We start from the raw sequence: 23,859 nt of genomic DNA, 5'->3' as shown, positions 1-23,859 counted from the left end.
GGCGCCGCCTGACCGTTCAGGTCAGCCCATGCGATTGTGCGAGCGCATGACGCGCTGCTTGTCGATCGCCCATTCGCGCTCCTTGTCCGTGTTGCGCTTGTCGTGCTCCTGCTTGCCCTTGGCCAGGCCGATTTCGCACTTCACCTTGTTGTGCTTCCAGTACATCGCGGTGGGCACCAGCGTGTAGCCCTTCCGCTCGACCGCACCGATCAGACGATCGATTTCCTCGCGGTGGAGCAGCAGCTTGCGGGTGCGGCGATCGTTGGCGATCACATGGGTGGAAGCGCTGATCAGGGGCGGGATCTGGGCCCCGACGAGGAAGACCTCACCGTGCTGGATGATCGCGTAGCAACCTTCGCCGAAATTGATCCGGCCGGCACGCAGCGACTTCAGCTCCCAGCCCTCGAGGGCCATGCCGCATTCGAAGCGCTGGTCGATGTGGTATTCGTGGCGCGCGCGCTTGTTCAGCGCGATCGTGCCGCCGCCTTCTTTTTCCGTGTCCTTCGGTTTCGCTTTTGCCATGTCCGCTAAAATCGGTCTCTCGAGTCCCTGATACAAGGCCGGCGGGTCCGTTTGCCGGCACATAAGACGAGGTCAGTTCATGATTGAAATCCGCCGCAGTGCGATCGTGCCTTTCACGCCCGCGCAGATGTTCGACCTGGTCAACGATGTGGAAGCATACCCAAAGCGCTTCGGATGGTGTGACGCGGCCACCGTGATCGAGCGGGGTGACGATGTGCTGGTCGCCCGGCTGGATCTCAAGTTCGCCGGCATGCGGCAGAGCTTTACCACCCGTAACACCACGGTGCGGCCGGAGCGGCTGACCATGCAGTTCGTGGAGGGGCCGTTCCGCTCGCTCGATGGCTTGTTCACCTTCCAGGCCCTGGGTGACGTGGGCTGCAAGATAGCCCTGGCACTGGATTTCGACTACGCCGGCCTCGGCGGGTCCGTACTGAAGATGGGGTTTCAGCAACTCGCCAACCGGATGGTCGACGACTTCTGCGACGAGGCACGCCGCGAGTATGGCTGACCTGAACGTCGAAGTGGGTTACGCGGGACCGGAAGCGCAGCGGGTAGTTCGCCTCGTCGTGCCGTCAGGGACGACCGTCTGGCAGGCCATTGAGCTGGCCCGTGCTCAGCTGCCCGAAGGTGTGGCGCCCGATGCTACCCGTCTGGGCATCTTCTCGAAGAAGGTGGATGCGGATCGTGTGCTGAAGGAAGGCGACCGGGTGGAGATATACCGGCCGCTGACCCTGGATCCGATGGAGGCCAGGCGGCGCCGCGCGAAACGCGGCGCCTGAACCTGCCGGCTTCTTACTTCTTGTCGTCCGACGAGCCGCCACCGAACACGCCACCGTCGTCCTTCTTGTCGTCAGCGCTGGTGTTCTTGTCACCCTGGGCGCCGCCGACCGGATTGGCCTTGTACTTTTCGGAGTCCTTCAGCAGCTGCTGAGCGTCCTGGGCGAAGAAATCGCCTTCGGTGCGGACCAGCGTGTCGTTGTTGAAGGTCAGGGTGAGCGTACGGGTCGTCATCTTCTGGCCGCGGTGGGAGAAGGTGGACACGTAATCCCAGCGATCCTGGTCAAAAGGCGAGGTGACCGAGGGGGTGCCCAGCAGCACCAGGACCTGACGCTTCGTCATGCCCGGCTGCAGCTGGTCGACGTTTTTCTTGTCTAGCAGGTTGCCCTGCTGCACGTCGGGGGTATAGACGAGGCCACAGCCCGCGATGGCAACCGCCATCATGGCCAAACCCAGCGTGCGGATGAGCTTATGCATGCGTAGTAACGTCCGGATCGTGAAGCCTGCGATGATACACTAAGCGCCTGACGGCACCGCGAGGGGGTCTATATGGACCAGGAAACCAAAGAGCTCCGCAGGGCGGGGCTCAAAGTCACACATCCGCGCATGCGGATCCTGCAGATCTTCGAAGAGGCGGACGAGCGCCACCTCACGGCTGAAGACATCTACAAGCGTCTGCTTGCGCACCAGGAGGACATCGGGCTTGCCACGGTGTATCGGGTGCTGACCCAGTTCGAAGCTGCCGGCATCGTGATGAAGCACAACTTCGAAGGTGGGCAGGCCGTTTACGAGCTGGACCGCGGCAAGCATCATGACCACATGATCGACGTTGACAGCGGGAAAGTGATCGAGTTCATCAGCGAGGAGATCGAACGCCTCCAGCACGAGATCGCCGACCGCCACGGATACGTCATCGAAGACCACAGCCTGGTGCTGTACGTGCGGCCCAAGAAGAAGCGCTGAGTCAGGCTTTCGCTCGCGGTGAGAGGGCCCCTTCGGGGGCCTTTTTCGTGGGCGTGATTCAGGCAAGGGGCGTTGGCGACGACATTTCGGGCGCCCATAAAAAACGCCGCCGGCGGACTCCTGTCCACCGGCGGCTTGATCCGCTTCGTTGTGGAACGTGGATCGCGAGTTGCTCGCTGGATTCACGTCTGCCCACTTCGAACCGGCGAGGCCGACATCCTGTCGCCTCATCAGGTCGATCGTCCCCACGACCGACCTGGGCTCACCGTCTCTCGACGGCGGCTCCCCCACATCGATAATGGGATCGTAACGAAGTGTTCACTGACCCGGTATTGGAAAATTTCCTATGCTCATTCCGATACTTGTGCTGCGGAGCAACACGCGAAGGTGCAGTCCGACGGGTTCTGGACGGATCCGGAAGAGCCCTCCAAGGGCGGTGATTCGGTCACTCATGCCCTGTAGTCCGCGCCCACCGCCGTCGGTTCTTGCGGGTTTGGGGGTGGAGGGCAGGCCGGTGCCGTCGTCACGAATGTCGAGGATAGCGACCGGGCCGCTGTCGCGCATGCCGATGCGCAGGCGCAGGGCCATCCGGCTTGCGCCGGAGTGTCGGACGACGTTGGTCGCGCTCTCCTGGACGACGCGATAGATAGCGGTCAGCGTGTCCTCGTCCAACAGGCGGGGCTCGCCCCGCAGGTCGGTGACGTAGTGGATGCCTGCGGCGGTGAGCATGTCGCGGATCGGGCCTTCGTCCAGTGCGCGCAGCAATCCGAACTCGTCGAGCACCGAGGGGCGCAGGCTGTCGAGCATCTTGTGCAGCGCCTTGCGCATGTGCCCGAGGATGCCGTTGATGGATTTACCGATGTCCTCCATGCCCGCGCTGCCTAGCCGCGCCTGGGCCAGTTTCAGGTGGGTCTGGATCGCGGTGAGGTTCTGTCCGAGTTCGTCATGCAGCTCGGCGGCCATGTGTCGGCGCAGGTTTTCCTCCGCCTGGAGGTTGCCTCGGGCGGCGTCGCGCAGCTGACGGGCCAGCTGATCCAGGCGCTGGTTGGCGGCGGCGAGGTGGGTGTTCTGCTGGGCGACGCGCTCGCTGCTGCGGCGAAGCGCGTCGGTGGCTGCGCCGAGCATCAGCGTGCCGGTGCCGGCCACGGCAAGGAACAGATGGGCCGCCGCCGTGGGAGCGCCGCGGCCGATCATGTCTTCGGTGACATTCAGGCCCACGCTTGTTATGAGCATGGCCAGGCCCGCGCCACGCCAGCCATGACGGAAGGCGAAGAAGAGCACCGGTGCCAGTGACAGCACGCGGGCGAACTGCGGCTGCGGAGAATACTCGGCCAGGGTGATCAGGATGGCCAGCGAGGGCAGCATGACGAGCAGGCCGTCGAGCAGGAGCTCGGCCATGGACGATTGCGTGGGGCGCTCGCGGAAGACGAGGATCATCACCGGCACGACCAGCAGTACGCCGAGGTAGTTACCGAGCAGGTCGCTGCCGAAGGTGGTGCCTAGCATCTCGACCGGCGCGGCCGGGTGCAGCGAGGCCATCATGGCGGCGTTGCCGGCGGTGGCGACCGTGGCCGTCACCATCGCCGAGAGCAGCAGGCGGGCGACGTCTTCCGGGGTGCCCAGGCTGGCGTGCAGGTGGGCGCGACGAAGCAGCCACAGGCACGCGGCGACCATGAGGGGCTCCGGCGCGTCGCCGAGCAGAAAGCCGGCGCCGCCGATGGGCAGGCCGCTGCGCCATTCGCAGATCATGCTGCCGGCGAGTTCCGCTCCGAGGATCCAGAACCAGTTGCGGGTGCGGGTGAGTAGCAGCGCACCGAATCGCAGGCCAAACGGCAGCACCCAGTAGGGCTGCTCGGTAGGCCAGAGCATGATCCAGATCGCCGCGTAGGCGAGCGCTAGCAGGGGACCGGCGAATCGGGAAGGCGCGTGTAGTCGCATGCCCGAATGTTACACGGCGGATGTGCCGGCCCGACGCTCGGCGTCGCCCATACGCACGCGTCGGGATTGCCTGTTACATTCTGTGCATGCCAAGAATCGCTCTTGTAGATGACCATGCCATCGTCCGTGAGGGTTTCAAGCGACTCATCGAGCTTGAACCCGATCTGGACGTCGTTGCCGAAGCCCGCAATGCCGACGAGGCTGTCGATGCGGTCACCCAGCATCGCCCCGACCTGGTGGCGGTGGATCTGTCGCTTCCCGACGGTAGCGGCCTCCCGCTGATCGAGCATCTCGCGAGCATTTCGCCCGGGATGAAGATCGTCGTCCTGAGCATGCACGACGGCGAACCTTACGTTTCCGAGGCGCTGCGTCGCGGTGCGCGCGGCTATGTGACCAAGGGTGTCGCGCCCGAGGAACTTGTCGCCGCGGTGCGTTCGGTGCTTAGCGGTGAGCAATATCTCAGTTCGGATCTGCGGCAGCGGCGCTCGGGACGGCCTTCGGCGGATCTGGATCCGTTTAGCCGCCTGACGGCACGAGAGCGGGAGGTATTCCTCTTACTCGCGGCCGGGCGCGCGCCGAAACAGGTCGCGGCGGAACTGGGGATCGGGCAGAAGACGATTTACATCCACCGGGCGGCGGTGATGAACAAGCTCAATGCCGGGTCGGAGCTGGACCTTTATCGGATGGCTCAGGAGCGGGGGCTCATCAGGACCTGACGGTCACCCCTGAGCCCGATCCAGCATTTTCTTCGCGTGCGCCCGCGTCTCCTTCGTAATCTCGACCCCACCCAGCATGCGCGACAGCTCGTCACGACGGCCGGATGCATCCAGCGGATGGATACGCGTACGGGTCGAATCGCCGTCGCTCTCCTTGGCCACGCGCAGGTGTGAGTGACCTTGCGCCGCCACCTGCGGCAGGTGGGTGACGCAGAGTACCTGCACCTTCTCGCCCAGCGCACGCAGCTTCTGGCCGACCACCTCGGCGACGGCACCGCCGATGCCGGTGTCCACTTCGTCGAAGATCATGCAGCCGATGTTGTCGTTGCCCAGCGTCGCGACTTCGATCGCCAGACTGATGCGGGCGAGTTCGCCACCCGAGGCCACCTTGCGCAACGGGCGTGGTGGCTGGCCGGGGTTGGCGCTGACCAGCAGTTCGCAGCGCTCGCGGCCCTGCGGATCCGGGTCGTCGCCCTCGGCCGGTTCGAGCGACACTTCGAGACGGCCGCCGCCCATGCCGAGCTCGCCCATCAACGCGGCCACCGTGCCGCCGAGTCGACCGGCGGCGTCGGCGCGGGCTTTCGACAGCGACGACGCGGCGTCATCCCATGCCTTGCGCAGACGATCGCGCTCGCGACCCAGGCGGTCGAGCGCATCGCCGGCGCCTTCCAGTTCGGCAAGGCGCTCGCGGACTTCCTCGGCCTTGGCCGTCAGTTCCTCGATGGGCAGGCGGTAGCGGCGGGCGAGGTCATGAAGGTGGGTGAGGTGGGTATCCACCTCGGCGAGCCGTTCGGGATCCAGTTCGACATCCTGCGCGTAGCGGCTGAGGCCGTCGACGGCTTCGCCGACCTGAATCTGGGCGCTGTCGAGCAGCTCGAGGGTCGGGACGAGCGAGGCGTCCAGCTCGGCCAGGCGCGACACCTCGGCATGGGCGCGCAAAAGGGCGCGGCCGACAGCGAATTCGCTTTCGCCGTCGAGGATTTCAACGACGCCATTGGCGCCCTCGGCCAGCCGGCCGGCGTTGGCCAGCCGGCGATGCTGGGCTTCGAGGTCTTCGAGCGCGGCGGGCGCGAGGGCCCAGCGGTCGAGTTCTTCCAGTTCGTGGGCGAGCAGCTCGATCTGGCGCTCGCGGTCATCGCCGCCGGACAGCGTACGGATGCGCGCCACGGCGTCGCGCCAGGCTTTGGCCGTGTCGCGGACGCTCGTCTGCAAGACCTCGTTACCCGCGTAGGCGTCCAGCAAAGCCATCTGATGCTGGCGCGAAAGCAGGGCCTGGTGCTCGTGCTGGCCGTGGATCTCGACGATCAGCGAGGCCAGCGCCGACATCTGGGCGAGGCTGGCCGGGCGGCCGTTGATCCAGCCGCGCGAGCTGCCTTCCGTGCGGATCACCCGACGCAGCTGGCAGGTCTCGCCATCGTCCAGTTCTTCCTGGCGGAGCCACTGGGTGGCTTCGGGCAGGCCGGTGAGGTCGAATTCGGCGGCCAGCTCGGCGCGGTCGCTGCCGGCCCGGACCATGCCGCTGTCCGCGCGGGCGCCCGCCAGCAGCATCAGGGCATCCACCAGTAGGGACTTGCCCGCGCCGGTCTCGCCGCTGACCACGGTGAGGCCCGGACCGAAGGCGATCTCGGCTTCTTCGACGACGGCGAACTGGCGGACGTAGAGCGACGTGAGCATGAGAACCAGGCGGCGGATGGAATCGCGCCGATTGTAGCGGGAGGCGAGTCGCATAAGCCGAGACTTGCAAGCGAGGCGGCGAGACCTTATTGATAGCGCGAGCTTCCAACCCCTTTCCCACACCAGCCAGGCGCATGAATCCGTTCTCCGGTCACGACATCGATGCACGAGCGCGCCGGCTGCTGCGGACCCTCATATCGCAATACCTTTCCGACGGTGAGCCGGTGGGCTCACGCACGCTGGCGCGTTCGTCCGGCCTGGAAGTGAGTCCGGCGACCATCCGCAACATCATGGCGGACCTGGAAGAAGCGGGCCTCGTGGCATCGCCCCACACCTCGGCGGGGCGTATTCCGACGCCGCGCGGCCTTCGTCTGTTCGTCGATAGCCTGCTCGAACTGAAGCCGTTGCCGCGCGACGACATGGCCCGCCTGCAGGGCGGGCTGCCTCCGCATCAGACGACCACGCGCGACCTGCTGGGCAATGTCTCGAACCTGCTTTCGGCGATGACCCGCTTCGCCGGCGTGGTCACGGTGCCGCGCCAGGGCGATTTTCCGCTGCGCCACATCGACTTCGTCAATCTGCCCGACGCCCGGGTCCTCGTGATCCTGGTGTTCTCGGACAACCAGGTGCAGAACCGGGTGGTTCAGCTGGCCAGGCCGCTGGATGCCACGGAGCTGGAGCAGGCGGCCAACTATCTCAACGCTCAGTTCGCCGGCTTCCGTCTAGCGGACATCCGGGCGCACCTCGCCACCGAACTGCGCGAGGCCGGGGGCGAGCTCAATCGCCAGCTGGCCAGCGTGGTGGAGCTGGCCACCGCGTCGTTCACCCCCGTCGAGGATGCGGACGACGTGCTGGTGAGCGGTCAGACCAATCTCATGGGGTACTCGGAGCTGGCCGATATCGAGCGGCTGCGCGACCTCTTCGACGCCTTCCAGCAGAAGCGCGATCTGCTTCAGCTGATGGAAATGTGCGTCCAGGCGCCCGGCGTGCGCCTGTTCATCGGCGAGGAATCCGGTTTTTCCGCCCTCGACGGGTGCAGTATCGTCACCGCCACCTACGGCACCAGCGGCCGGATGCTGGGCGCGATCGGAGTTATTGGACCGACGCGTATGGCATATGAGCGGGTGATTCCCGTGGTACAAGCCACGGCCGGACTGCTCAGTGACGCCTTGAATCGCGCCGCGGCGACCTCATAAACCGGCACGGGAGGCGGGTTTAGTATTTCCCGCGAATGTTCGGCCCTCCTCGAGGGAGGGCCGTGAAGCTGACATTTGGAGTAACCATGCAGAACAACGATCCCCATGCGCCGGATCAGGCGCAGGACGGCGGTGTCGACGAGAACGGCGCACAGTCCGAGCTCGACGCGCTGAACGCCCAGCTTGCCGCGATGGAAGTCGAGCTGGCCCAGGCCCGCGAGACGGTCCTGCGCGAGAAGGCGGAGATCGAGAACCAGCGCCGCCGCATGCAGCGTGACCTCGACCAGGCCCGCCGTTTCGCCAACGAGAAGCTGCTGGGCGACCTGCTGCCGGTGTACGACGGCATCGCGCTGGGCCTGGCCAATCAGACGGCCGACGCGAAGACGCTGCGCGAGGGGCTGGAAATGTCGCTGAAGCAGCTGGAGAAGGTGACCCAGGCCAACGGCCTGTCGGTCGTCGACCCGCTGCACCAGCCGTTCAACCCGGAGCATCACCAGGCGATCAGCTCGGTCGAATCGAACGAGCACGCGCCGAACACCGTGGTGGCCGTGGTGCAGAAGGGGTTCGTGCTGAACGACCGCCTGTTGCGTCCGGCTCTCGTGGCGGTGGTTCGCGACAACTGAACCAAACCCCGTCCGGCGTCGGTTTCGCGCCGCGGGGAGTCTCACCAGATATTGAATCGATGGGGCACACCCCCATTTTCCAAACCAGTCGCGGCCGCGGGGGCCGCTTAGAAATACGGAGCAACTTCAATGGCCAAGATCATCGGCATCGACCTCGGTACGACCAACTCCTGCGTCGCAGTGATGGAAGGTTCGACCGCGCGCGTTATCGAAAACGCTGAGGGCGATCGCACCACGCCGTCCATCGTCGCTTTCACCAAGGACAACGAAGTCCTGGTGGGTGCGCCGGCCAAGCGTCAGAGCGTCACCAACCCCAAGAACACCTTCTACGCGGTGAAGCGCCTCATCGGCCGCAAGTTCACCGACGCCGAAGTCCAGAAGGACCTCAAGCTGGTTCCATACGGCATCGTCGCGCACGATAACGGCGACGCATGGGTGCAGACCGCCGATGGCAAGAAGATGGCCCCGCAGGAAGTGTCCGCGAAGGTCCTCATGAAGATGAAGAAGACCGCCGAGGATTTCCTTGGCGAGGCCGTGACCGAGGCCGTCATCACCGTGCCGGCCTACTTCAACGACAGCCAGCGCCAGGCGACCAAGGACGCCGGCAAGATCGCGGGCCTCGAGGTCAAGCGCATCATCAACGAGCCCACCGCTGCAGCGCTGGCTTACGGTCTGGACAAGACCTCGACGGCCGACCGCAAGATCGCCGTGTACGATCTCGGCGGCGGCACGTTCGACGTGTCCATCATCGAAATCGCCAACGTCGACGGCGAGAAGCAGTTCGAAGTGCTCTCGACCAACGGCAACACCTTCCTCGGCGGCGAAGATTTCGACAACCGCGTCATCGATTACCTCGTGGAAGAGTTCAAGAAGGAGCAGGGCATCGACCTGCGCAAGGATCAGCTCGCCCTGCAGCGTCTGAAGGACGCCGCCGAGCGCGCCAAGATCGAGCTCTCGTCCGCGCACCAGACCGACGTCAACCTGCCGTACGTCACGGCCGATGCGACGGGTCCGAAGCATCTGAACATCAAGCTGACCCGCGCCAAGCTGGAGTCGCTGGTGGAAGACCTGGTCAAGGGCACCATCGATCCGTGCCGCACGGCGCTGAACGATGCCGGCCTGAAGATCTCCGACATCAACGAGGTGATCCTCGTCGGTGGTCAGACCCGCATGCCCAAGGTCCAGGAAGCCGTCAAGGACTTCTTCGGCAAGGAAGCGCGCAAGGACGTCAACCCGGATGAAGCCGTCGCCGTCGGCGCCGCGATTCAGGGCGGCGTGCTGGGCGGTACGGTCAAGGACGTGCTGCTGCTCGACGTGACCCCGCTGTCGCTCGGTATCGAGACCATGGGCGGCGTGATGACCAAGCTCATCGAGAAGAACACCACGGTGCCGACCAAGGCCTCGCAGACCTTCTCGACCGCCGACGACAACCAGACCGCCGTGACCGTGCACGTGCTGCAGGGCGAGCGCGAGCGTGCCAATGCGAACAAGTCGCTGGGCAAGTTCGACCTCTCCGGCATCCGTTCGGCACCGCGCGGTCAGCCGCAGATCGAAGTGACCTTCGACATCGACGCCAACGGCATCCTGCACGTGTCCGCGAAGGACAAGGACACGGGCAAGGAACAGAAGATCGAGATCAAGGCCGGCTCGGGCCTGTCGGATGACGAAGTCGCACGCATGGTCGCCGATGCGGAAGCCAATCGCGAAGAAGACCGTAAGTTCCACGACTTGGTGCAGACGCGTAACAAGGGTGACCAGCTCGTCCATGCCACGCGCAGCCAGCTCAAGGAGCACGGCGGCAAGATCCCGGCCGAGCAGCTCGCCAGCATCGACGGCGCGGTGTCGGAACTCGAGAAGGCGCTGACCGGCGAAGACAAGGACGCCATCGAGGCGAAGATCACCAACCTGGAGCAGGTCGCTCAGGCGCTGTCCGCCGCGGCTCAGTCCAGTGGCGGCACGCAGGACACCGCGCAGCAGTCCGCACCGGGCGGCGGCTCGGCTCAGCCGGACGACGTGGTGGACGCCGAGTTCACCGAAGTCAAGGACGAGAAGAAGTAATTTCGTCCTGTAGAGCAACGGCACACCGCGGGCCCGGCGCCCGCGGTGTGACAACGGTTAACCGGTATGATCGCGTCGAAGGGAAACCTCTCGGCGCGTTCGTCCGTCCAGGGAAAGCAAGCGTGTAATGAGCAGCAAGCGCGACTACTACGAAATTCTCGGTGTTGAGCGCACCGTGACCGAGGGCGACCTCAAGACGACCTTCCGTCGCGTGGCGATGAAGTACCACCCCGACCGCAATCCGGACGATCCGACTGCGATCGAGAAATTCAAGGAAGCCAAGGAGGCCTACGACGTGCTGTCCGATGCGCAGAAGCGCGCGGCGTACGATCAGCATGGCCATGCCGCCTTCGAAGGCGGTGGCTTTGGTCGTGGCGGCGGCGCCGGTTTTGGCGACGTCGGCGATATCTTTGGCGATATCTTTGGGGACATCTTCGGCGGTGGCGGCGGACGCCAGCGTGCGCGTCGCGGTGCCGACCTGCGCTACATGATGGATCTGGATCTCGAAGAAGCCGTGTTCGGCGTCGAGAAGAAGATCGAGATTCCGACCCAGGTCAACTGCCATCACTGCAACGGGAGCGGTTCGGAAGACGGCAAGGTCTCCAAATGCAGCACCTGCGCCGGCCATGGCCGCGTGCGCATGCAGAACGGCATCTTTTCGATTCAGCAGGCTTGCCCGACCTGTCACGGCTCCGGCCAGAAGATCGACAAGCCCTGCAAGAAATGCCACGGCGAAGGCCGTCTGGAAGAAGAACGCACGCTGTCGGTGCAGATTCCGGCCGGTGTCGACAACGGCGACCGCATCCGTCTGACCGGGCAGGGCGAAGCCGGTCCGGCCGGTTCGCCGTCGGGTGATCTCTACGTGGAAGTCCGTGTGCGCGAGCACGCGATCTTCCAGCGCGATGGCAGCGATCTGTACTGCGAAGTGCCGATTCGGTTCGCTCAGGCCGCGCTCGGTACCGAACTGATGGTCCCGACGCTCGAGGGCGAAGTGGCCGTCAACGTGCCGCCCGAGACGCAGACGGGACATCAGTTCCGCATGCGCGGTCGGGGGGTGAAGTCCGTTCGCGGCGGCCGTACGGGTGACCTGGTGTGCACCGTCGTGGTCGAGACGCCGGTTCGCCTGACCAAGGAGCAGCGCGAGTTGCTTACCCAGCTCGAAGCGACGTTCGTCGGCGAAGAGGCGGCGAAGCATACGCCGCGCTCGACGACGTTCATCGATGGGGTGAAAGACTTCTGGTCCAGGGTCACTTCATGACCCGTCCCGTCCGTCTCGCCGTCAGCGGCGCCTCCGGCCGGATGGGCCATGCGCTGCTCGGTCTTGTCCGCGACGACGAACGCTTCGAACTCGTTCGCGCCATCGTCTCGTCGAACTCCGTGCGTCTGGGCAAGGCAGCCTATGGCGACGTGTCGGCGCTTCGCTTCAGCGACTGGACCGACGCTTCCGACATCGACGTCGTCATCGACTTCAGCGGTCCGGAGGGTCTCGCCTCCGCGCTGGACTACTGTGAGACGAGTGGTGCGTCACTGGTGACCGGCAGTACCGGCCTCGGTCCTGAGCAGACCGAGCGCCTCGCGAAAGCATCGGAACGCATCGCTGTGCTGCATGCCGCCAATTTCAGTCTCGGTGTCGCCGTTCTGACGCGGCTGCTTCGTGAAGCCGCCGCGGCACTGCCTGGCTGGGACCTCGATATCGTCGAGGCCCATCACAACCGGAAGGAAGACGCTCCGTCGGGTACCGCGCTGGCAATGGGGCATGCCGCTGCCGCGGGGCGTGGCGCGACGCTGGATGAATTGGCCGTCTATTCGAGAGAGGGCCGTCCCGGCGCGCGTAAGGCAGGGACGATCGGCTTCGCCGTCGTACGTGGCGGCGATATCGTCGGCGAGCACCAGGCGTTGCTGATGGGGCAGGGCGAGCGTATCGAGCTGGGGCATCGCGCGACGGATCGGTCCATCTTTGCGCGCGGCGCGCTGGAGTCCGCAGCGTGGATCGCCGGGCGTGCGCCGGGGACCTGGACGATCGAAGACGTGATCGCCGCAAAGGTTTGATGCTCTGCGTAAGAATCGCTCTCACCTGATCTGAGAGCACGTGTTAACATCCGCCCCGAAGTCATTGGGGAGTAGCCATCTCCGTACCCAGGAGAGTTCGCGTCAACAGACTTGGTGGCCTTGTGCCCCATGGCGCGAACGGCAGCGACGCACACACGGTGCGTTGCCGGCCCGGCGAGACCTTTGGCCAGCGACATGCTTACCCAGGCCGGGCGAGCGGTGTCGTTGAGCCATCGGTATTTTCTCGCTCGCTCGGCCTTAGATAAAACATGCTGCTGACATGCTTTCTCTTCCTGGTTTCGGCCGGGGCCATCTATTTCGCGTGCGAATACTTCGTCAACGGCGTCGAATGGTTCGGGCGCAAGCTCAACCTCGGCGCCACCGCTACCGGTACGGTCCTCGCGGCCTTCGGTACGGCGCTTCCCGAAAGCGCGGTGACGTTCGTCGCCGTGATGTTCGGTAAGGATGCCGCGGCTAAGGATATCGGCGTCGGTGCGGCCCTCGGGGGACCACTGGTACTCGCGACCATCGCGTACGCCGTGGTCGGATTCGCTCTGTATGCGGGCCGTAAGCGCCTGAAGCGCCCCGACCTCCGGGTGCGTGTCGATAACCAGCGTCTCGCGCGCGATCAGTCGTGGTTCCTTGCGATCTTCGTCGTAAAAGTCGGCCTGGGTCTCGTCGCGTTCGCATGGAAGCCCTGGCTCGGCGTGCTTTTCCTGCTCGCGTACGTGGCCTACGTGTGGCGCGAGATGCGTGACGACAGCACGGCGCCTGAGGAGGAAGAGCTCGAGCCTCTGACCTTCCGCCCGAATGACGCCGATCCGACGATGGGCTGGATCGCGCTGCAAACCAGCCTGGCGTTGATCGTCATCGCCATCGCGTCGCGCACCTTCGTGTGGCAGCTTGAAGCCTTCGGTGAATTCTTCCACCTGTCGCCGCACATCGTCGCGCTGGTGCTGAGCCCCGTGGCGACCGAACTGCCCGAAACGGTGAACGCACTGATCTGGGTGCGCCAGGGCAAGGAGCGGCTGGCGCTGGCCAACATCTCCGGCGCCATGATGATTCAGGCGACCATTCCGAGCTCGATGGCGTTGTTCGCTACGCCGTGGCTGTTCGATACGCCGCTGATCGTGGCTGGCGGCGTCACGATGGTGGCGGTGATCGCGTTGTGGGCGATGTTCCGGCATGGGTCGGTGGAAGCGCGCTGGCTGATGCCGATCGGCGCGCTGTACGGCGTGTTTGCCGTGTTCGTCGGCTGGTGGTTCGGGGTGCGGTGAGGGACGGAAGATCGGCTCTGGCGAGAGCCCGCCCGCCGACGAATTCAGCCAAACTCAGTCCGGATGCGAGGCGTTCCGGTCGCGATCGGCACCCACCTTCCGGTCCAGCTTTCCGAAGATCTTCTTGAACACCCGCGAGAACTTGCCCCGCTTGGTCTTGCGGGCTTTCTCCTCTTCGGAGGTCAGCCAGGCGACCTGAATGACCCGGCGCTCGCCCTCATAGGGCAGGTGACCATGGAAGGAGTTCTCGGCCCGGCGGAACACGGCGAACTCCCCGTAAAGCGGCTTCAGCTCCGGCGCGACGATGTCGTCGATGTCATTGATCGAGCTGAGGAAACGGAGGCAGCCGTCGCTGGTATCCGGCCACATCGGGTTGAGGTAGATCAGCGCGGTGGCGATCTTGGACTTGCTGTCGGTGTGGATGGTGCCGTGCCGGCGGTTGAGCAGGCGGCAGATCGTGACCAGGGTGGGATAGTTCTCCAGGCCGGGAATGCCGAGGTGTTTACCGATGGCGGAAGAGAACTGGCGCGAGGTCATCTGCTTGACCAGCTCGTTCACGGACGGGCCGCAGTCGCTGGCGTCGTAGGGGAAGAAGCCGGCGCTGGTGTATTGCGGGAAGTCGCGGTCCAGTTCGGATCGCGACTCGTCCGGCAGCTGGCCGTGGGCGATCATGAACGAAAAGGGCTCGTGCCGGATGTCGGTGTCGGGACGGTCCAGGCGGGCGGGGTCGAGCAGCATGCGGTGGTTCTCGGTGGTCTGGCTCGGGCGCCATTGTATCGCGTCGGACCTGTTCACCAGCGATATTCCGCCGCAGGGTCGTTCATCGTTTTGCGGTGGACAAAACGGGCCCTGGCGCCTATCATTCTTACCCGCCCAGCGACCCCTATATCCCCAAGGCCCACGAGCCGCTAAATGCAGGCTTGCGGGCTTTGCTGCACCCGAAGGCGGCCATCCCATGCGTACTCCTGCTCTGCTTGCTCTCGAAGACGGCAGCATTTTTCACGGCCACGCGGTCGGTGCCCGTGGTGAGACGATTGGTGAGGTGGTGTTCAACACCGCCATGACCGGTTATCAGGAAATCCTGACCGACCCCTCGTACTCCCGTCAGATCGTCACGCTGACCTATCCGCACATCGGCAACACCGGCACCAACGATGTCGACGTCGAAGCCGACCGCGTCCACGCGGCGGGCCTCATCGTCCGCGACGTGCCGCGCCTTGCCAGCAACTGGCGCAGCGTCGAGCCCCTGCCGCAGTATCTCGAGCGCAACGGCATCGTCGCCATCGCCGGTATCGACACGCGTCGCCTCACACGCATCCTTCGCGAGAAGGGCGCGCTGAGCGGCTGCATCGTCGCCGGTGACGCGATCGACGCCGATGCCGCCGTCGCCAAGGCGCGCGGCTTCGAAGGCCTCAATGGCATGGACCTCGCCAAGGTCGTCAGCACCACCCGGACCTATCAGTGGTCCGAAGGTGTGTACGACCTCGACAAGCAGGCGTTCTACAACGCGCCGAAGAAGTTCAGGGTCGTCGCTTACGACTTCGGTGTGAAGCAGAACATCCTGCGCCTGCTCGCCGGCCGCGGTGTCGACATCACCGTGGTGCCGGCGCAGACGCCCGCCGACGATGTGCTGGCGATGAATCCGGACGGCGTCTTCCTGGCCAATGGCCCGGGCGACCCGGCCGCGTGCGACTACGCGATCGAAGCGACGAAGCGGATCCTCGATACCAAGATCCCGCTGTTCGGCATCTGCCTGGGACATCAGATCCTGGCGCTGGCCGTCGGCGCGAAGACGCTGAAGATGAAGTTCGGCCACCACGGCGCCAATCATCCGGTGAAGGATCACGACACCGGCCGCGTGCTGATCAGCTCGCAGAACCACGGCTTCGCGGTGGATCCGGCCACGCTGCCGGCCAACGTGCGCGTCACCCACACCTCGCTGTTCGACGGCTCGCTGCAGGGCTTCGCCCTGACGGACCGCCCCGCGTTCTGTTTCCAGGGTCATCCGGAAGCCAGCCCGGGCCCGGAGGACGTCGGTTACCTGTTCGACACGTTCATCGCCTCGATGGAAGAGCACAAGGCCAAGCGCGCGTCCTGACGCGCCGCTGGCCCTTCCGTTCATCCATCCGCTTCGTTTGCGAGAGATACCATGCCCAAGCGCACAGACATCAAGACCATCCTCGTCATCGGTGCCGGCCCGATCGTCATCGGCCAGGCCTGCGAGTTCGACTATTCCGGCGCACAGGCCTGCAAGGCGCTGAAGGAAGAGGGTTACCGCGTCGTCCTGGTCAATTCGAACCCGGCGACGATCATGACCGACCCGGACACGGCCCACGCCGTCTACATCGAGCCGATCAACTGGCAGACGGTGGAGCGCATCATCGCCAAGGAGCGCCCCGACGCGATCCTGCCGACGATGGGCGGCCAGACCGGCCTGAATTGCGCCCTCGACCTCGCCGACAACGGCGTGCTCGAGAAATACAACGTCGAGCTGATCGGCGCGTCGCGCGAAGCCATCCGCATGGCGGAGGACCGCAACCTCTTCCGCATCGCCATGGCCGAGATCGGTCTGGAGTGCCCGAAGGCCGAGGTGGCCCGCTCGATGGAACAGGCGCTGGAAATCCAGGCCACGGTCGGCTTCCCGACCATCATCCGCCCCAGCTTCACGCTGGGTGGTTCGGGTGGCGGCATCGCATACAACAAGGAAGAATTCGTCGAGATCGTCGGCCGCGGCCTCGAACTCTCGCCCGTGCACGAAGTGCTGGTCGAAGAGTCGGTGCTGGGCTGGAAGGAATTCGAGATGGAAGTGGTCCGCGACAAGGCGGACAACTGCATCATCGTCTGCTCGATCGAAAACTTCGATCCGATGGGCGTGCACACGGGCGACTCGATCACCGTCGCGCCGGCACAGACGCTGACCGACAAGGAATATCAGCGCCTGCGTAACGCCTCCATCGCGGTGCTGCGTAAGATCGGTGTGGATACCGGCGGTTCCAACGTGCAGTTCGGTATCAACGCCGAAGACGGCCGCGTGGTCGTCATCGAGATGAACCCGCGCGTGTCGCGTTCGTCGGCACTGGCCTCCAAGGCCACCGGCTTTCCGATCGCGAAGGTCGCCGCCAAGCTCGCTGTCGGTTACACGCTGGACGAACTGAAGAACGACATCACCGGCGGTCTCACCCCGGCCTCGTTCGAGCCGTCCATCGATTACGTCGTCACCAAGATCCCGCGCTTCGCTTTCGAGAAGTTCCCGGCCGCCGACGCGCGCCTCACCACCCAGATGAAATCGGTGGGCGAGGTGATGGCGATGGGTCGTACCTTCACCGAGTCGATGCAGAAGGCTCTGCGTGGCCTCGAGATCGGCAAGACCGGCCTCAACCCGACCGGCCTGGACATCGGTAGCGAAGAAGGTTTCCAGACGCTCAAGCGCGAATTGCGCGAGCCGCGTCCGGACCGCGTGTTCCACGTGGCCGATGCCTTCCGCGCCGGCCTGTCGCTGGAGGAGGTCTATGCGCTGACCCGTATCGATCCGTGGTTCCTGGCCGCGTTCGAAGACATCGTGATGACCGAAGGCGAAGTGCAGCGCCAGGGTCTGACCGCGCTGGACGAGCCGCGCATGCGCGAGCTCAAGCGCATGGGCTTCTCCGATGCGCGTCTGGCCGAGCTGGTCGACACCAACGAAGCCGCCGTGCGTCACGTGCGTCGTACGCTGGGCGTCCGCCCGGTCTACAAGCGCGTCGATTCCTGCGCCGCCGAGTTCGCCACCACCACCGCGTACATGTATTCCACGTACGAGGAAGAGTGCGAGGCCAACCCGACCAACCGCGACAAGATCATCGTGCTGGGCGGCGGTCCGAACCGCATCGGTCAGGGTATCGAGTTCGACTACTGCTGCGTGCACGCGGCGCTCGCGCTGCGCGAGGATGGTTTCGAAACCATCATGGTCAACTGCAACCCGGAAACCGTCTCGACCGACTACGACACCTCCGACCGTCTGTACTTCGAGCCGCTGACGCTCGAAGACGTGCTGGAGATCGTCGACCTCGAAAAACCCAAGGGCGTCATCGTGCAGTACGGCGGTCAGACCCCGCTCAAGCTGGCGCGTGCGCTCGAAGCCGCCGGCGTGCCGGTCATCGGTACCTCGGCAGAGTCGATCGACCTGGCGGAAGACCGTGAGCGCTTCCAGCAGCTCATCGAGAAGCTCAAGCTCAAGCAGCCGCCGAACCGCACCGCGCGCAACGCCGACGAAGCGCTGGCGCTGGCCCGTGAGATCGGTTATCCGCTGGTGGTCCGCCCGAGCTACGTGCTCGGTGGCCGCGCCATGGAAATCGTCTACGCCGACGCCGACCTCTCGCGCTACATCCGCGACGCCGTGCAGGTGTCCAACGATTCGCCGGTATTGCTCGACCGTTTCCTCGATCACGCCGTGGAAGTGGACGTCGACATCGTCGCCGATGCCGAAGGCAACGTGCTGATCGGCGGCATCATGGAGCACATCGAAGAGGCCGGCGTGCATTCCGGCGACTCGTCGTGCTCGCTGCCGCCGTACTCCCTCTCGCAGGAAGTGCAGGACGAAATGCGCCGCCAGGTCACCGAGCTGGCGCGTGAGCTGAAGGTCATCGGCCTGATGAATACGCAGTTCGCGATCCAGGGTGACGAGGTGTTCATCCTCGAGGTGAACCCGCGCGCTTCGCGCACGGTGCCGTTCGTCTGCAAGGCCACCGGCATGTCGCTGGCGAAGATCGCAGCGCGCGCCATGGCCGGCCGCACGCTCGCCGACCAGGGCGCGACGAAGGAAATCATCCCGTCGTACTACTCGGTCAAGGAAGCCATCTTCCCGTTCCTGAAGTTCCAGAACGTCGACCCGATCCTCGGGCCGGAGATGCGTTCCACGGGTGAGGTGATGGGTGTGGGTCGCACCTTCGGCGCGGCGTTCGCACGCGGTCACGAGGCGGCCGGCATCAAGGCGCCGCCGAAGGGCAAGGTCTTCATGTCGGTACGCGATGCCGACAAGGAGCGGCTGCTGCCCATCGCGCAGGATGTCACCGCGCGCGGTTACGTCGTCGTGGCCACGGCCGGTACCGCGTCGTTCCTCGAGGGTCATGGCGTGAAGTGCGAGCGCATCAACAAGGTGCTCGAGGGCCGTCCGCACATCGTCGACCTGATCAAGAACGGCGAAGTCGTCTATATCGTCAACACGACGGAAGGCAAGCAGGCCATCTCGGATTCGTTCTCGATCCGTCGCGAAGCGCTGCAGCAGCGCGTCACGTACTCCACCACCGTGGCCGGCGCGCGTGCCCTCGTGCATTCGCTCGACTTCCACGCCGATGGTGAAGTGAACAGCCTGCAGGACCTGCACAAGGAGCTGAACGCATGAGCCCGACCCGTCCGCCCATGACCGCCATCGGTGCCGACCGTCTTCGTGACGAACTCGAGTACCTCAAGCGCGTGAAGCGTCCCGAGATCGTCGCCGCCGTGGCGGAAGCGCGTGCGCATGGCGATCTGAAGGAAAACGCCGAGTATCACGCCGCACGCGAGATGCACGGCTTCAACGAAGGCCGTATCAACGAGCTGGAAGCGGCGCTGTCCAATTCCGAAATCATCGATACGGAGCGCCTCACGGTGGGCTCGCGCATCGTGTTCGGTGCCATCGTCGAACTGATCGACCTCGATAACGATACGGAAGTGACGTATCAGATCGTTGGCGACCTGGAAGCCGACATCAAGAAGAACCTGATCGCGGTGTCGTCGCCGATCGCGCGTGCGCTGATCGGCAAGAGCGAAGGCGACGAGTTCGACTTCGTCGCGCCGAATGGCACGAAGACGTATGAGATCAAGGGTGTGCGTTACAAGTAATTTGTGCGTTTGCCCGCGGTTGAAAACGCCCCTTTGTCGGGGCGTTTTTTTTGCGGCATACATGGGGCGGTGCTGCGGGCTCGGCTTCGCCATCGCGTTTGGCTTTGTCGCTGCGTGTCGTGTGCGTTGGAGAGCCGGCGGGGGTGACCCTCGCGGCCACGCCTGCGGCGACCCCTCAAGGAAAGGCGGCTACCGCCGCCGTATATCGATGGCCTTCGGCCGGGTCGGGCTTCGCCTGGGGGTTTTCGAGTCGGCTGTCCCTGCCTCCCCGAAAACGGCCGGTCATCCCTGACCGGCCCCGCCTGCGCGGCCTTGTCCAGTCGAAGCCCTCGCCTGCGGCTACCGGCCGCGAGGGTCACCCCCGCCGTCTCTTTGGTGTACCGAGGTGGGTTGGTGGTCGAGCGGGGTGTGGCTTCTTCGCTTCGTTGGCTTTTCGCGCGCAGGGCGCGCTCCTACAGGCCGCCATGTATCCCACCATTGCGGTCGCCGTGCGGTAGGAGCGAACCCTGTTCGCGAACCCTCAGCCTCACTAAGGCGAACGAGGCCATGCACCCCAGGCAAGCGAGCGGTCCAGCCAACGAAGCGCACCGCCGCTCGTCCCCACGCCGCCTCACCGTCCGAAAGAGCCGGCGGGTGCCACCCTCGCGTCCGGTAGCCGCAGGCGAGGGCGCCGGCTGGAAGAGGCCCGCAGGGGGCCGGTCAGGGATGACCGGCCGTTTTCGGGGAGGCAGGGACAGCCGACTCGAAAACCCCCAGGCGAAGCCCGACCCGGCCGAAGGCCATTGATACACGGCGGCGGTAGCCGCCTTTCCCTGAGGGGGCGCCGCAGGCGTGGACGCGAGGGTGGCACCCGCCGGCTCTTACCGATGCCTCGCGAGCGCGGCAAGCCAAACGCGATGGCGAAGCCGAGCCCGAGCCGAACCCGCCAAACAAAGCCTCATCTCGCCTCAGCAAAACCCCTGCTGACCTCTCACAATCCGCTCCAGCTTGTCCGGGTTCCTCTGGACATGAATGCTCTGGATCATCCGTCCGTCTGTGACGTACGTCTGCGCCGATTCGAGTTTCCCTTCGATGTACCGCAGCAACGCCCACTCGCCGTTAATTCGCGTAAGCCTCACCGTCACCCGATCGAGATAACGAAGGTGGGCGGCATAAAACACCTGCGCGATCCGCTGCGCGCCCAGCATGGGCTTCGGGAAACTGTTGACCTTGCCTCCGCCATCACCGGTGAGATCCGCATCCGGCGCAAGCATCGAACGAATGGCGGGAAAGTCGCCCGCCGTGAGCGCACCGGCGAAGCGGCGCATCAGGTCGAGGTGGTCGTCGCGGGGCAACCCGGCGCGCGGGCGTGCGTCACGCAACTGATCCTTCGCCCGGTGCACGAGCTGCCGACAGCTGGCTTCGCTCTTTCCGATGGCGCGCGCGATCTCCGGGTAGTCCTCGTCGAAGACCTCGCGCAGCAGGAACGCGGCGCGCGCGTCGGGAGACAAGCGTTCGAGCACCAGCAGAAAGGCGACTGAGACGTCGCTGTCCAGCTCGTGCAGATCCTCCGGCGAGGTGCCCTCGTCAGTAAGAATCGGCTCGGGAAGCCATATGCCGACGTATTCCTCGCGGCGCACCCGTGCGGCGCGCAGGCGGTCGATGGCGCGGCGGGTCGTTGCCGCCACCAGCCACGCTTCGCTGTTACCGATCGCGGCCTGGTCGGCGGCATTCCAGCTCAGCCAGATATCCTGCACGAGGTCTTCCGCCTCGGCCACGGAGCCCAGCATGCGATAGGCGATGCCGTGGAGGCGAGGGCGCAGCGTCGAGAACGTAGTCGTGGCCTGGTTCATACCCATAAGACGGCGCACCCCGGGCATTTGTGACATCGCCCGGAGTGTCGCACGCCGAGTCGCGCCGGATGCGTCAGGCGGCTACGGCCGCCGCATCGGACAGGCCGGCCTTGTCGAGTCCCCAGGCCTTGTCCATCGTGCCAGGCACGGTGCGGAAGGCCACGTTGAGGCGGTTCCACGCGTTGATCGCCGCGATCACGAAGGTCAGGTCGGAAACTTCCTTCTCGGAAAGCTGGCCGAGCACACGCTCGTAGAGGTCATCCGGCACGCCCTGCGCGGGGATCCGGGTCAGCGCTTCGGTCCAGGCCAGGCTGGCCCGTTCGCGAGGCGTGAAGAGGTTGGACTCGCGCCAGATGGCGACGTGGTGCAGGCGCAGGTCGTGCTCGCCGTGAATGACGGCCTGCTTCACGTGCATGTCCACGCAGAAGGCGCAGCCGTTGATCTGCGACGCGCGGATATGGACGAGGAGGCGGAGGGATTCTTCGATCGAGCCCTTGCCCTCGGCCATGCTGAGCTCGGTCAGCTTTCTGGTCAGTTCCGGGGACTGCTGCTGGTAATCGAGACGCTGGGTCATGGCGAAATCCTTGAAGTGAGTGATGGAGGCCGAAAGGATCGGCTTCACATGTCAGACGAGATCGCCATGCGTTTTGTGACGGCCCTAAGACCAACGTAGGGTGGCGGCAACCCGAAACCCGCTTAAGATGCGACCCGGGGCAGTACCACTTCAACGGCAGGGGACACATATGGCAACCGGTGGCTTGCTTGCGCGTGAGCGCACGATCGCGGGACCGAGGTTCAATCGCTGGCTGGTTCCGCCCGCTGCGCTCGCCATCCATCTGTGCATCGGCATGGCCTACGGCTTCTCCGTCTTCTGGCTGCCGATGACCACGCTGGTGCCGGGTGCCGACGCGGGCGCGTGCGCGACCCAGGGCTTCCTCGATCAGCTGACCACCACGACCTGTAACTGGACGGTGCCCTCGGTCAACCACATCTTCGAAACGTTCATCGCCATGCTGGGCCTCGCCGCCGCGATCTGGGGCGGCTGGCTGGAGCACGCCGGTCCGCGTAAGGCGGGTTTCATCGCCGCGTGCTGCTGGGGTGGCGGTCTGGTCATCGGCGGCATCGGCGTGTCGATGCACCAGCTGTGGCTGGTCTATCTGGGTTGCGGGTTCCTGGGCGGCGTAGGGCAGGGGCTGGGGTACATCACGCCCGTGTCCACCTTGATCAAATGGTTTCCGGATCGTCGTGGTCTGGCCACCGGTTTCGCCATCATGGGCTACGGCGGCGGCGCGATGATCGGTGCGCCGATCGCCGTCAAGCTGATGAGCGTGTTCAAGGACGGCGACATCGCCGGCGTCTCGAAGACGCTGATCTGCATGGGTGTCATCTATTTCGTGGCCATGACCCTGGGTGCGTTCGGATTCCGCGTCACACCGAGTGGCTGGAAGCCTGAGGGCTACCAGCCCGTCGCCTCGAAGGCCACCCTGATGTCGCATGGCCACGTCCACCTCAGCCGCGCGTGGAAGACGCCGCAGTTCTGGCTGATCTGGGGCGTGCTGTGCATGAACGTGACGGCGGGTATCGGCGTGCTCTCCATGGCCAGCCCCATGCTGCAGGACGTGTTCGGCGGTCGGCTGCTCGGGGTCGACCCCGGCACCGAACTGAGTACGGCGCAGAAGACGGCGATCGCCGCCGCGGCCGCCGGTCTCGTCGGTCTGATCAGCCTTTTCAACTCCGTCGGCCGCCTGGCCTGGGCCTCGGCGTCGGATTTTCTCGGCCGCAAGAACACCTACTGCGTGTTTTTCATTCTCGGCATCATCCTTTACTGCACGCTGCCGACGCTGGGGCACATGGGGCTGGCCGCGCTGTTCGTCATTACCGTCTGTCTGATCCTCTCGATGTACGGCGGCGGCTTCGCCACCGTGCCCGCCTACCTGGCGGATATCTTCGGTACGCAGATGGTCGGCGCCATTCATGGGCGCCTGCTCACCGCCTGGTCGGTCGCCGGGGTCATCGGTCCCGTGCTGATCGCCGGGATCCGTGAGGCGCAGCTGAGCGCGGGGGTGGCGAAGAACCTGGTCTATGACCGTACGCTCTACATCCTGGCCGGGCTGCTGCTGGTCGGTCTCATCTGCAACCTTCTGGTTCGCCCGGTGGATCCGAAGCTGCACATGACCGAGGACGAACTGAGGCACGAGCGGGCGTTGCAGCACGAAACGCAGAGCACCGACGCCAGCGTGGCATCCGCGGCGCGCGGTTCGTTCGGCATCCTGGGTGTACTCGCGTGGCTGGCGGTCGGGATCCCGTTCCTGATCGGCGTGTGGATCGCGCTGCAGAAGGCGGCGGCCCTGCTATAACGGGCGTCTGGATGCATACCG

Annotated in this window: 21 protein-coding genes and 1 riboswitch; of the genes, 14 read left to right on the top strand and 7 right to left on the bottom strand. The window is 65.1% G+C overall.

The window, feature by feature from the left end; translation table 11 throughout:
- Positions 1–21 precede the first annotated feature (21 nt).
- Positions 22–522 carry an SsrA-binding protein SmpB gene (gene smpB / locus FA85_RS02095; protein WP_036112483.1) on the bottom strand — a complete coding sequence of 167 codons (501 nt, stop codon included), beginning with the start codon at positions 520–522 and terminating at the stop codon, positions 22–24.
- 79 nt (positions 523–601) lie between these two features.
- Here smpB and FA85_RS02090 point away from each other — a divergent pair, with 79 nt between their 5' ends.
- Together FA85_RS02090 and FA85_RS02085 are read left to right on the top strand one after the other, a co-directional pair.
- The gene (locus tag FA85_RS02090) at positions 602–1,030 is read left to right on the top strand and encodes a type II toxin-antitoxin system RatA family toxin (protein WP_036112485.1); all 429 of its coding nucleotides are present in this window, start codon (positions 602–604) and stop codon (positions 1,028–1,030) included.
- Positions 1,023–1,301: an RnfH family protein gene (locus tag FA85_RS02085; RefSeq protein ID WP_051943512.1), complete on the top strand. Its 279-nt coding sequence runs from the start codon at positions 1,023–1,025 to the stop codon at positions 1,299–1,301. The genes FA85_RS02090 and FA85_RS02085 overlap by 8 nt, the downstream gene beginning before the upstream one ends.
- A 13-nt stretch (positions 1,302–1,314) precedes the next feature.
- Here FA85_RS02085 and FA85_RS02080 read toward each other — a convergent pair whose 3' ends face one another.
- Positions 1,315–1,776, bottom strand: a complete 462-nt coding sequence (locus FA85_RS02080) for an outer membrane protein assembly factor BamE (RefSeq protein WP_036112489.1) — start codon at positions 1,774–1,776, stop codon at positions 1,315–1,317.
- A 72-nt stretch (positions 1,777–1,848) separates the two neighbouring features.
- Here FA85_RS02080 and fur point away from each other — a divergent pair, with 72 nt between their 5' ends.
- Complete coding sequence (gene fur, locus FA85_RS02075; RefSeq protein WP_036112492.1) at positions 1,849–2,262, top strand: ferric iron uptake transcriptional regulator; 414 nt, start codon at positions 1,849–1,851, stop codon at positions 2,260–2,262.
- Positions 2,263–2,580: 318 nt separating this feature from the next.
- Here fur and FA85_RS02070 read toward each other — a convergent pair whose 3' ends face one another.
- Entirely contained in the window at positions 2,581–4,131 is a 1,551-nt protein-coding gene (locus FA85_RS02070) for an MASE1 domain-containing sensor histidine kinase (RefSeq protein ID WP_428977034.1), read from the bottom strand.
- A 155-nt stretch (positions 4,132–4,286) separates the two neighbouring features.
- Here FA85_RS02070 and FA85_RS02065 point away from each other — a divergent pair, with 155 nt between their 5' ends.
- The gene (locus tag FA85_RS02065; protein WP_036112494.1) at positions 4,287–4,916 is read left to right on the top strand and encodes a response regulator transcription factor; all 630 of its coding nucleotides are present in this window, start codon (positions 4,287–4,289) and stop codon (positions 4,914–4,916) included.
- Positions 4,917–4,919: 3 nt separating this feature from the next.
- On the opposite strand, the gene recN is transcribed toward FA85_RS02065, so the two are convergent.
- Complete coding sequence (recN, locus tag FA85_RS02060; RefSeq protein ID WP_036117405.1) at positions 4,920–6,590, bottom strand: DNA repair protein RecN; 1,671 nt, start codon at positions 6,588–6,590, stop codon at positions 4,920–4,922.
- A gap of 134 nt (positions 6,591–6,724) precedes the next feature.
- Here recN and hrcA point away from each other — a divergent pair, with 134 nt between their 5' ends.
- The 6 genes from hrcA (at position 6,725) to FA85_RS02030 (ending at position 13,793) form a co-directional block, all read left to right on the top strand.
- Positions 6,725–7,786, top strand: coding sequence for a heat-inducible transcriptional repressor HrcA (gene hrcA, locus FA85_RS02055; RefSeq protein ID WP_036112496.1), 1,062 nt, complete (start codon positions 6,725–6,727; stop codon positions 7,784–7,786).
- A gap of 86 nt (positions 7,787–7,872) precedes the next feature.
- The gene (grpE, locus tag FA85_RS02050; protein WP_036112500.1) at positions 7,873–8,409 is read left to right on the top strand and encodes a nucleotide exchange factor GrpE; all 537 of its coding nucleotides are present in this window, start codon (positions 7,873–7,875) and stop codon (positions 8,407–8,409) included.
- Between the two features lie 129 nt (positions 8,410–8,538).
- Positions 8,539–10,467 (top strand): molecular chaperone DnaK, encoded by a 1,929-nt coding sequence (dnaK, locus tag FA85_RS02045; protein WP_036112503.1) that lies wholly within the window; start codon positions 8,539–8,541, stop codon positions 10,465–10,467.
- Positions 10,468–10,594: 127 nt separating this feature from the next.
- A complete protein-coding gene (dnaJ, locus tag FA85_RS02040) occupies positions 10,595–11,725 on the top strand; it encodes a molecular chaperone DnaJ (protein ID WP_036112506.1) in 1,131 nt (376 codons plus the stop codon).
- Positions 11,722–12,516, top strand: coding sequence for a 4-hydroxy-tetrahydrodipicolinate reductase (dapB, locus tag FA85_RS02035; protein ID WP_036112509.1), 795 nt, complete (start codon positions 11,722–11,724; stop codon positions 12,514–12,516). The genes dnaJ and dapB overlap by 4 nt, the downstream gene beginning before the upstream one ends.
- 54 nt (positions 12,517–12,570) lie before the next feature.
- Positions 12,571–12,770, top strand: a riboswitch (yybP-ykoY riboswitch).
- A gap of 15 nt (positions 12,771–12,785) precedes the next feature.
- The gene (locus tag FA85_RS02030) at positions 12,786–13,793 is read left to right on the top strand and encodes a sodium:calcium antiporter (RefSeq protein WP_036112512.1); all 1,008 of its coding nucleotides are present in this window, start codon (positions 12,786–12,788) and stop codon (positions 13,791–13,793) included.
- A 54-nt stretch (positions 13,794–13,847) separates the two neighbouring features.
- Here the strand turns inward: FA85_RS02030 and FA85_RS02025 are convergent, their stop codons facing one another.
- Positions 13,848–14,531 (bottom strand): 2OG-Fe(II) oxygenase family protein, encoded by a 684-nt coding sequence (locus FA85_RS02025; RefSeq protein ID WP_036112516.1) that lies wholly within the window; start codon positions 14,529–14,531, stop codon positions 13,848–13,850.
- 217 nt (positions 14,532–14,748) lie between these two features.
- Between FA85_RS02025 and carA the strand changes: the two genes are divergently transcribed.
- The 3 genes from carA to greA are packed head-to-tail and all read left to right on the top strand — an operon-like array spanning position 14,749 to position 19,649.
- Positions 14,749–15,891 carry a glutamine-hydrolyzing carbamoyl-phosphate synthase small subunit gene (carA, locus tag FA85_RS02020; RefSeq protein WP_036112519.1) on the top strand — a complete coding sequence of 381 codons (1,143 nt, stop codon included), beginning with the start codon at positions 14,749–14,751 and terminating at the stop codon, positions 15,889–15,891.
- A gap of 51 nt (positions 15,892–15,942) precedes the next feature.
- Positions 15,943–19,170, top strand: a complete 3,228-nt coding sequence (gene carB, locus FA85_RS02015) for a carbamoyl-phosphate synthase large subunit (RefSeq protein ID WP_036112523.1) — start codon at positions 15,943–15,945, stop codon at positions 19,168–19,170.
- Positions 19,167–19,649 (top strand): transcription elongation factor GreA, encoded by a 483-nt coding sequence (gene greA / locus FA85_RS02010; protein ID WP_036112526.1) that lies wholly within the window; start codon positions 19,167–19,169, stop codon positions 19,647–19,649. Before carB ends, greA begins: the two co-directional genes overlap by 4 nt.
- 947 nt (positions 19,650–20,596) lie before the next feature.
- Here greA and FA85_RS02005 read toward each other — a convergent pair.
- A complete protein-coding gene (locus FA85_RS02005) occupies positions 20,597–21,481 on the bottom strand; it encodes an RNA polymerase sigma-70 factor (RefSeq protein ID WP_036117407.1) in 885 nt (294 codons plus the stop codon).
- 73 nt (positions 21,482–21,554) lie between these two features.
- Entirely contained in the window at positions 21,555–22,055 is a 501-nt protein-coding gene (locus tag FA85_RS02000; RefSeq protein ID WP_036112530.1) for a carboxymuconolactone decarboxylase family protein, read from the bottom strand.
- Between the two features lie 127 nt (positions 22,056–22,182).
- On the opposite strand from FA85_RS02000, the gene FA85_RS01995 reads away from it, so the two are divergent.
- Positions 22,183–23,838, top strand: coding sequence for an OFA family MFS transporter (locus FA85_RS01995; RefSeq protein ID WP_081907435.1), 1,656 nt, complete (start codon positions 22,183–22,185; stop codon positions 23,836–23,838).
- Positions 23,839–23,859: the final 21 nt, after the last annotated feature.

It is taken from the genome of Luteibacter mycovicinus (genome assembly GCF_000745235.1).
Taxonomy (GTDB): Bacteria; Pseudomonadota; Gammaproteobacteria; order Xanthomonadales; family Rhodanobacteraceae; genus Luteibacter; species Luteibacter mycovicinus.
The sequence above is the reverse complement of the archived record's forward strand: the minus strand, read 5'-3'. Positions and strand labels throughout refer to the sequence as shown.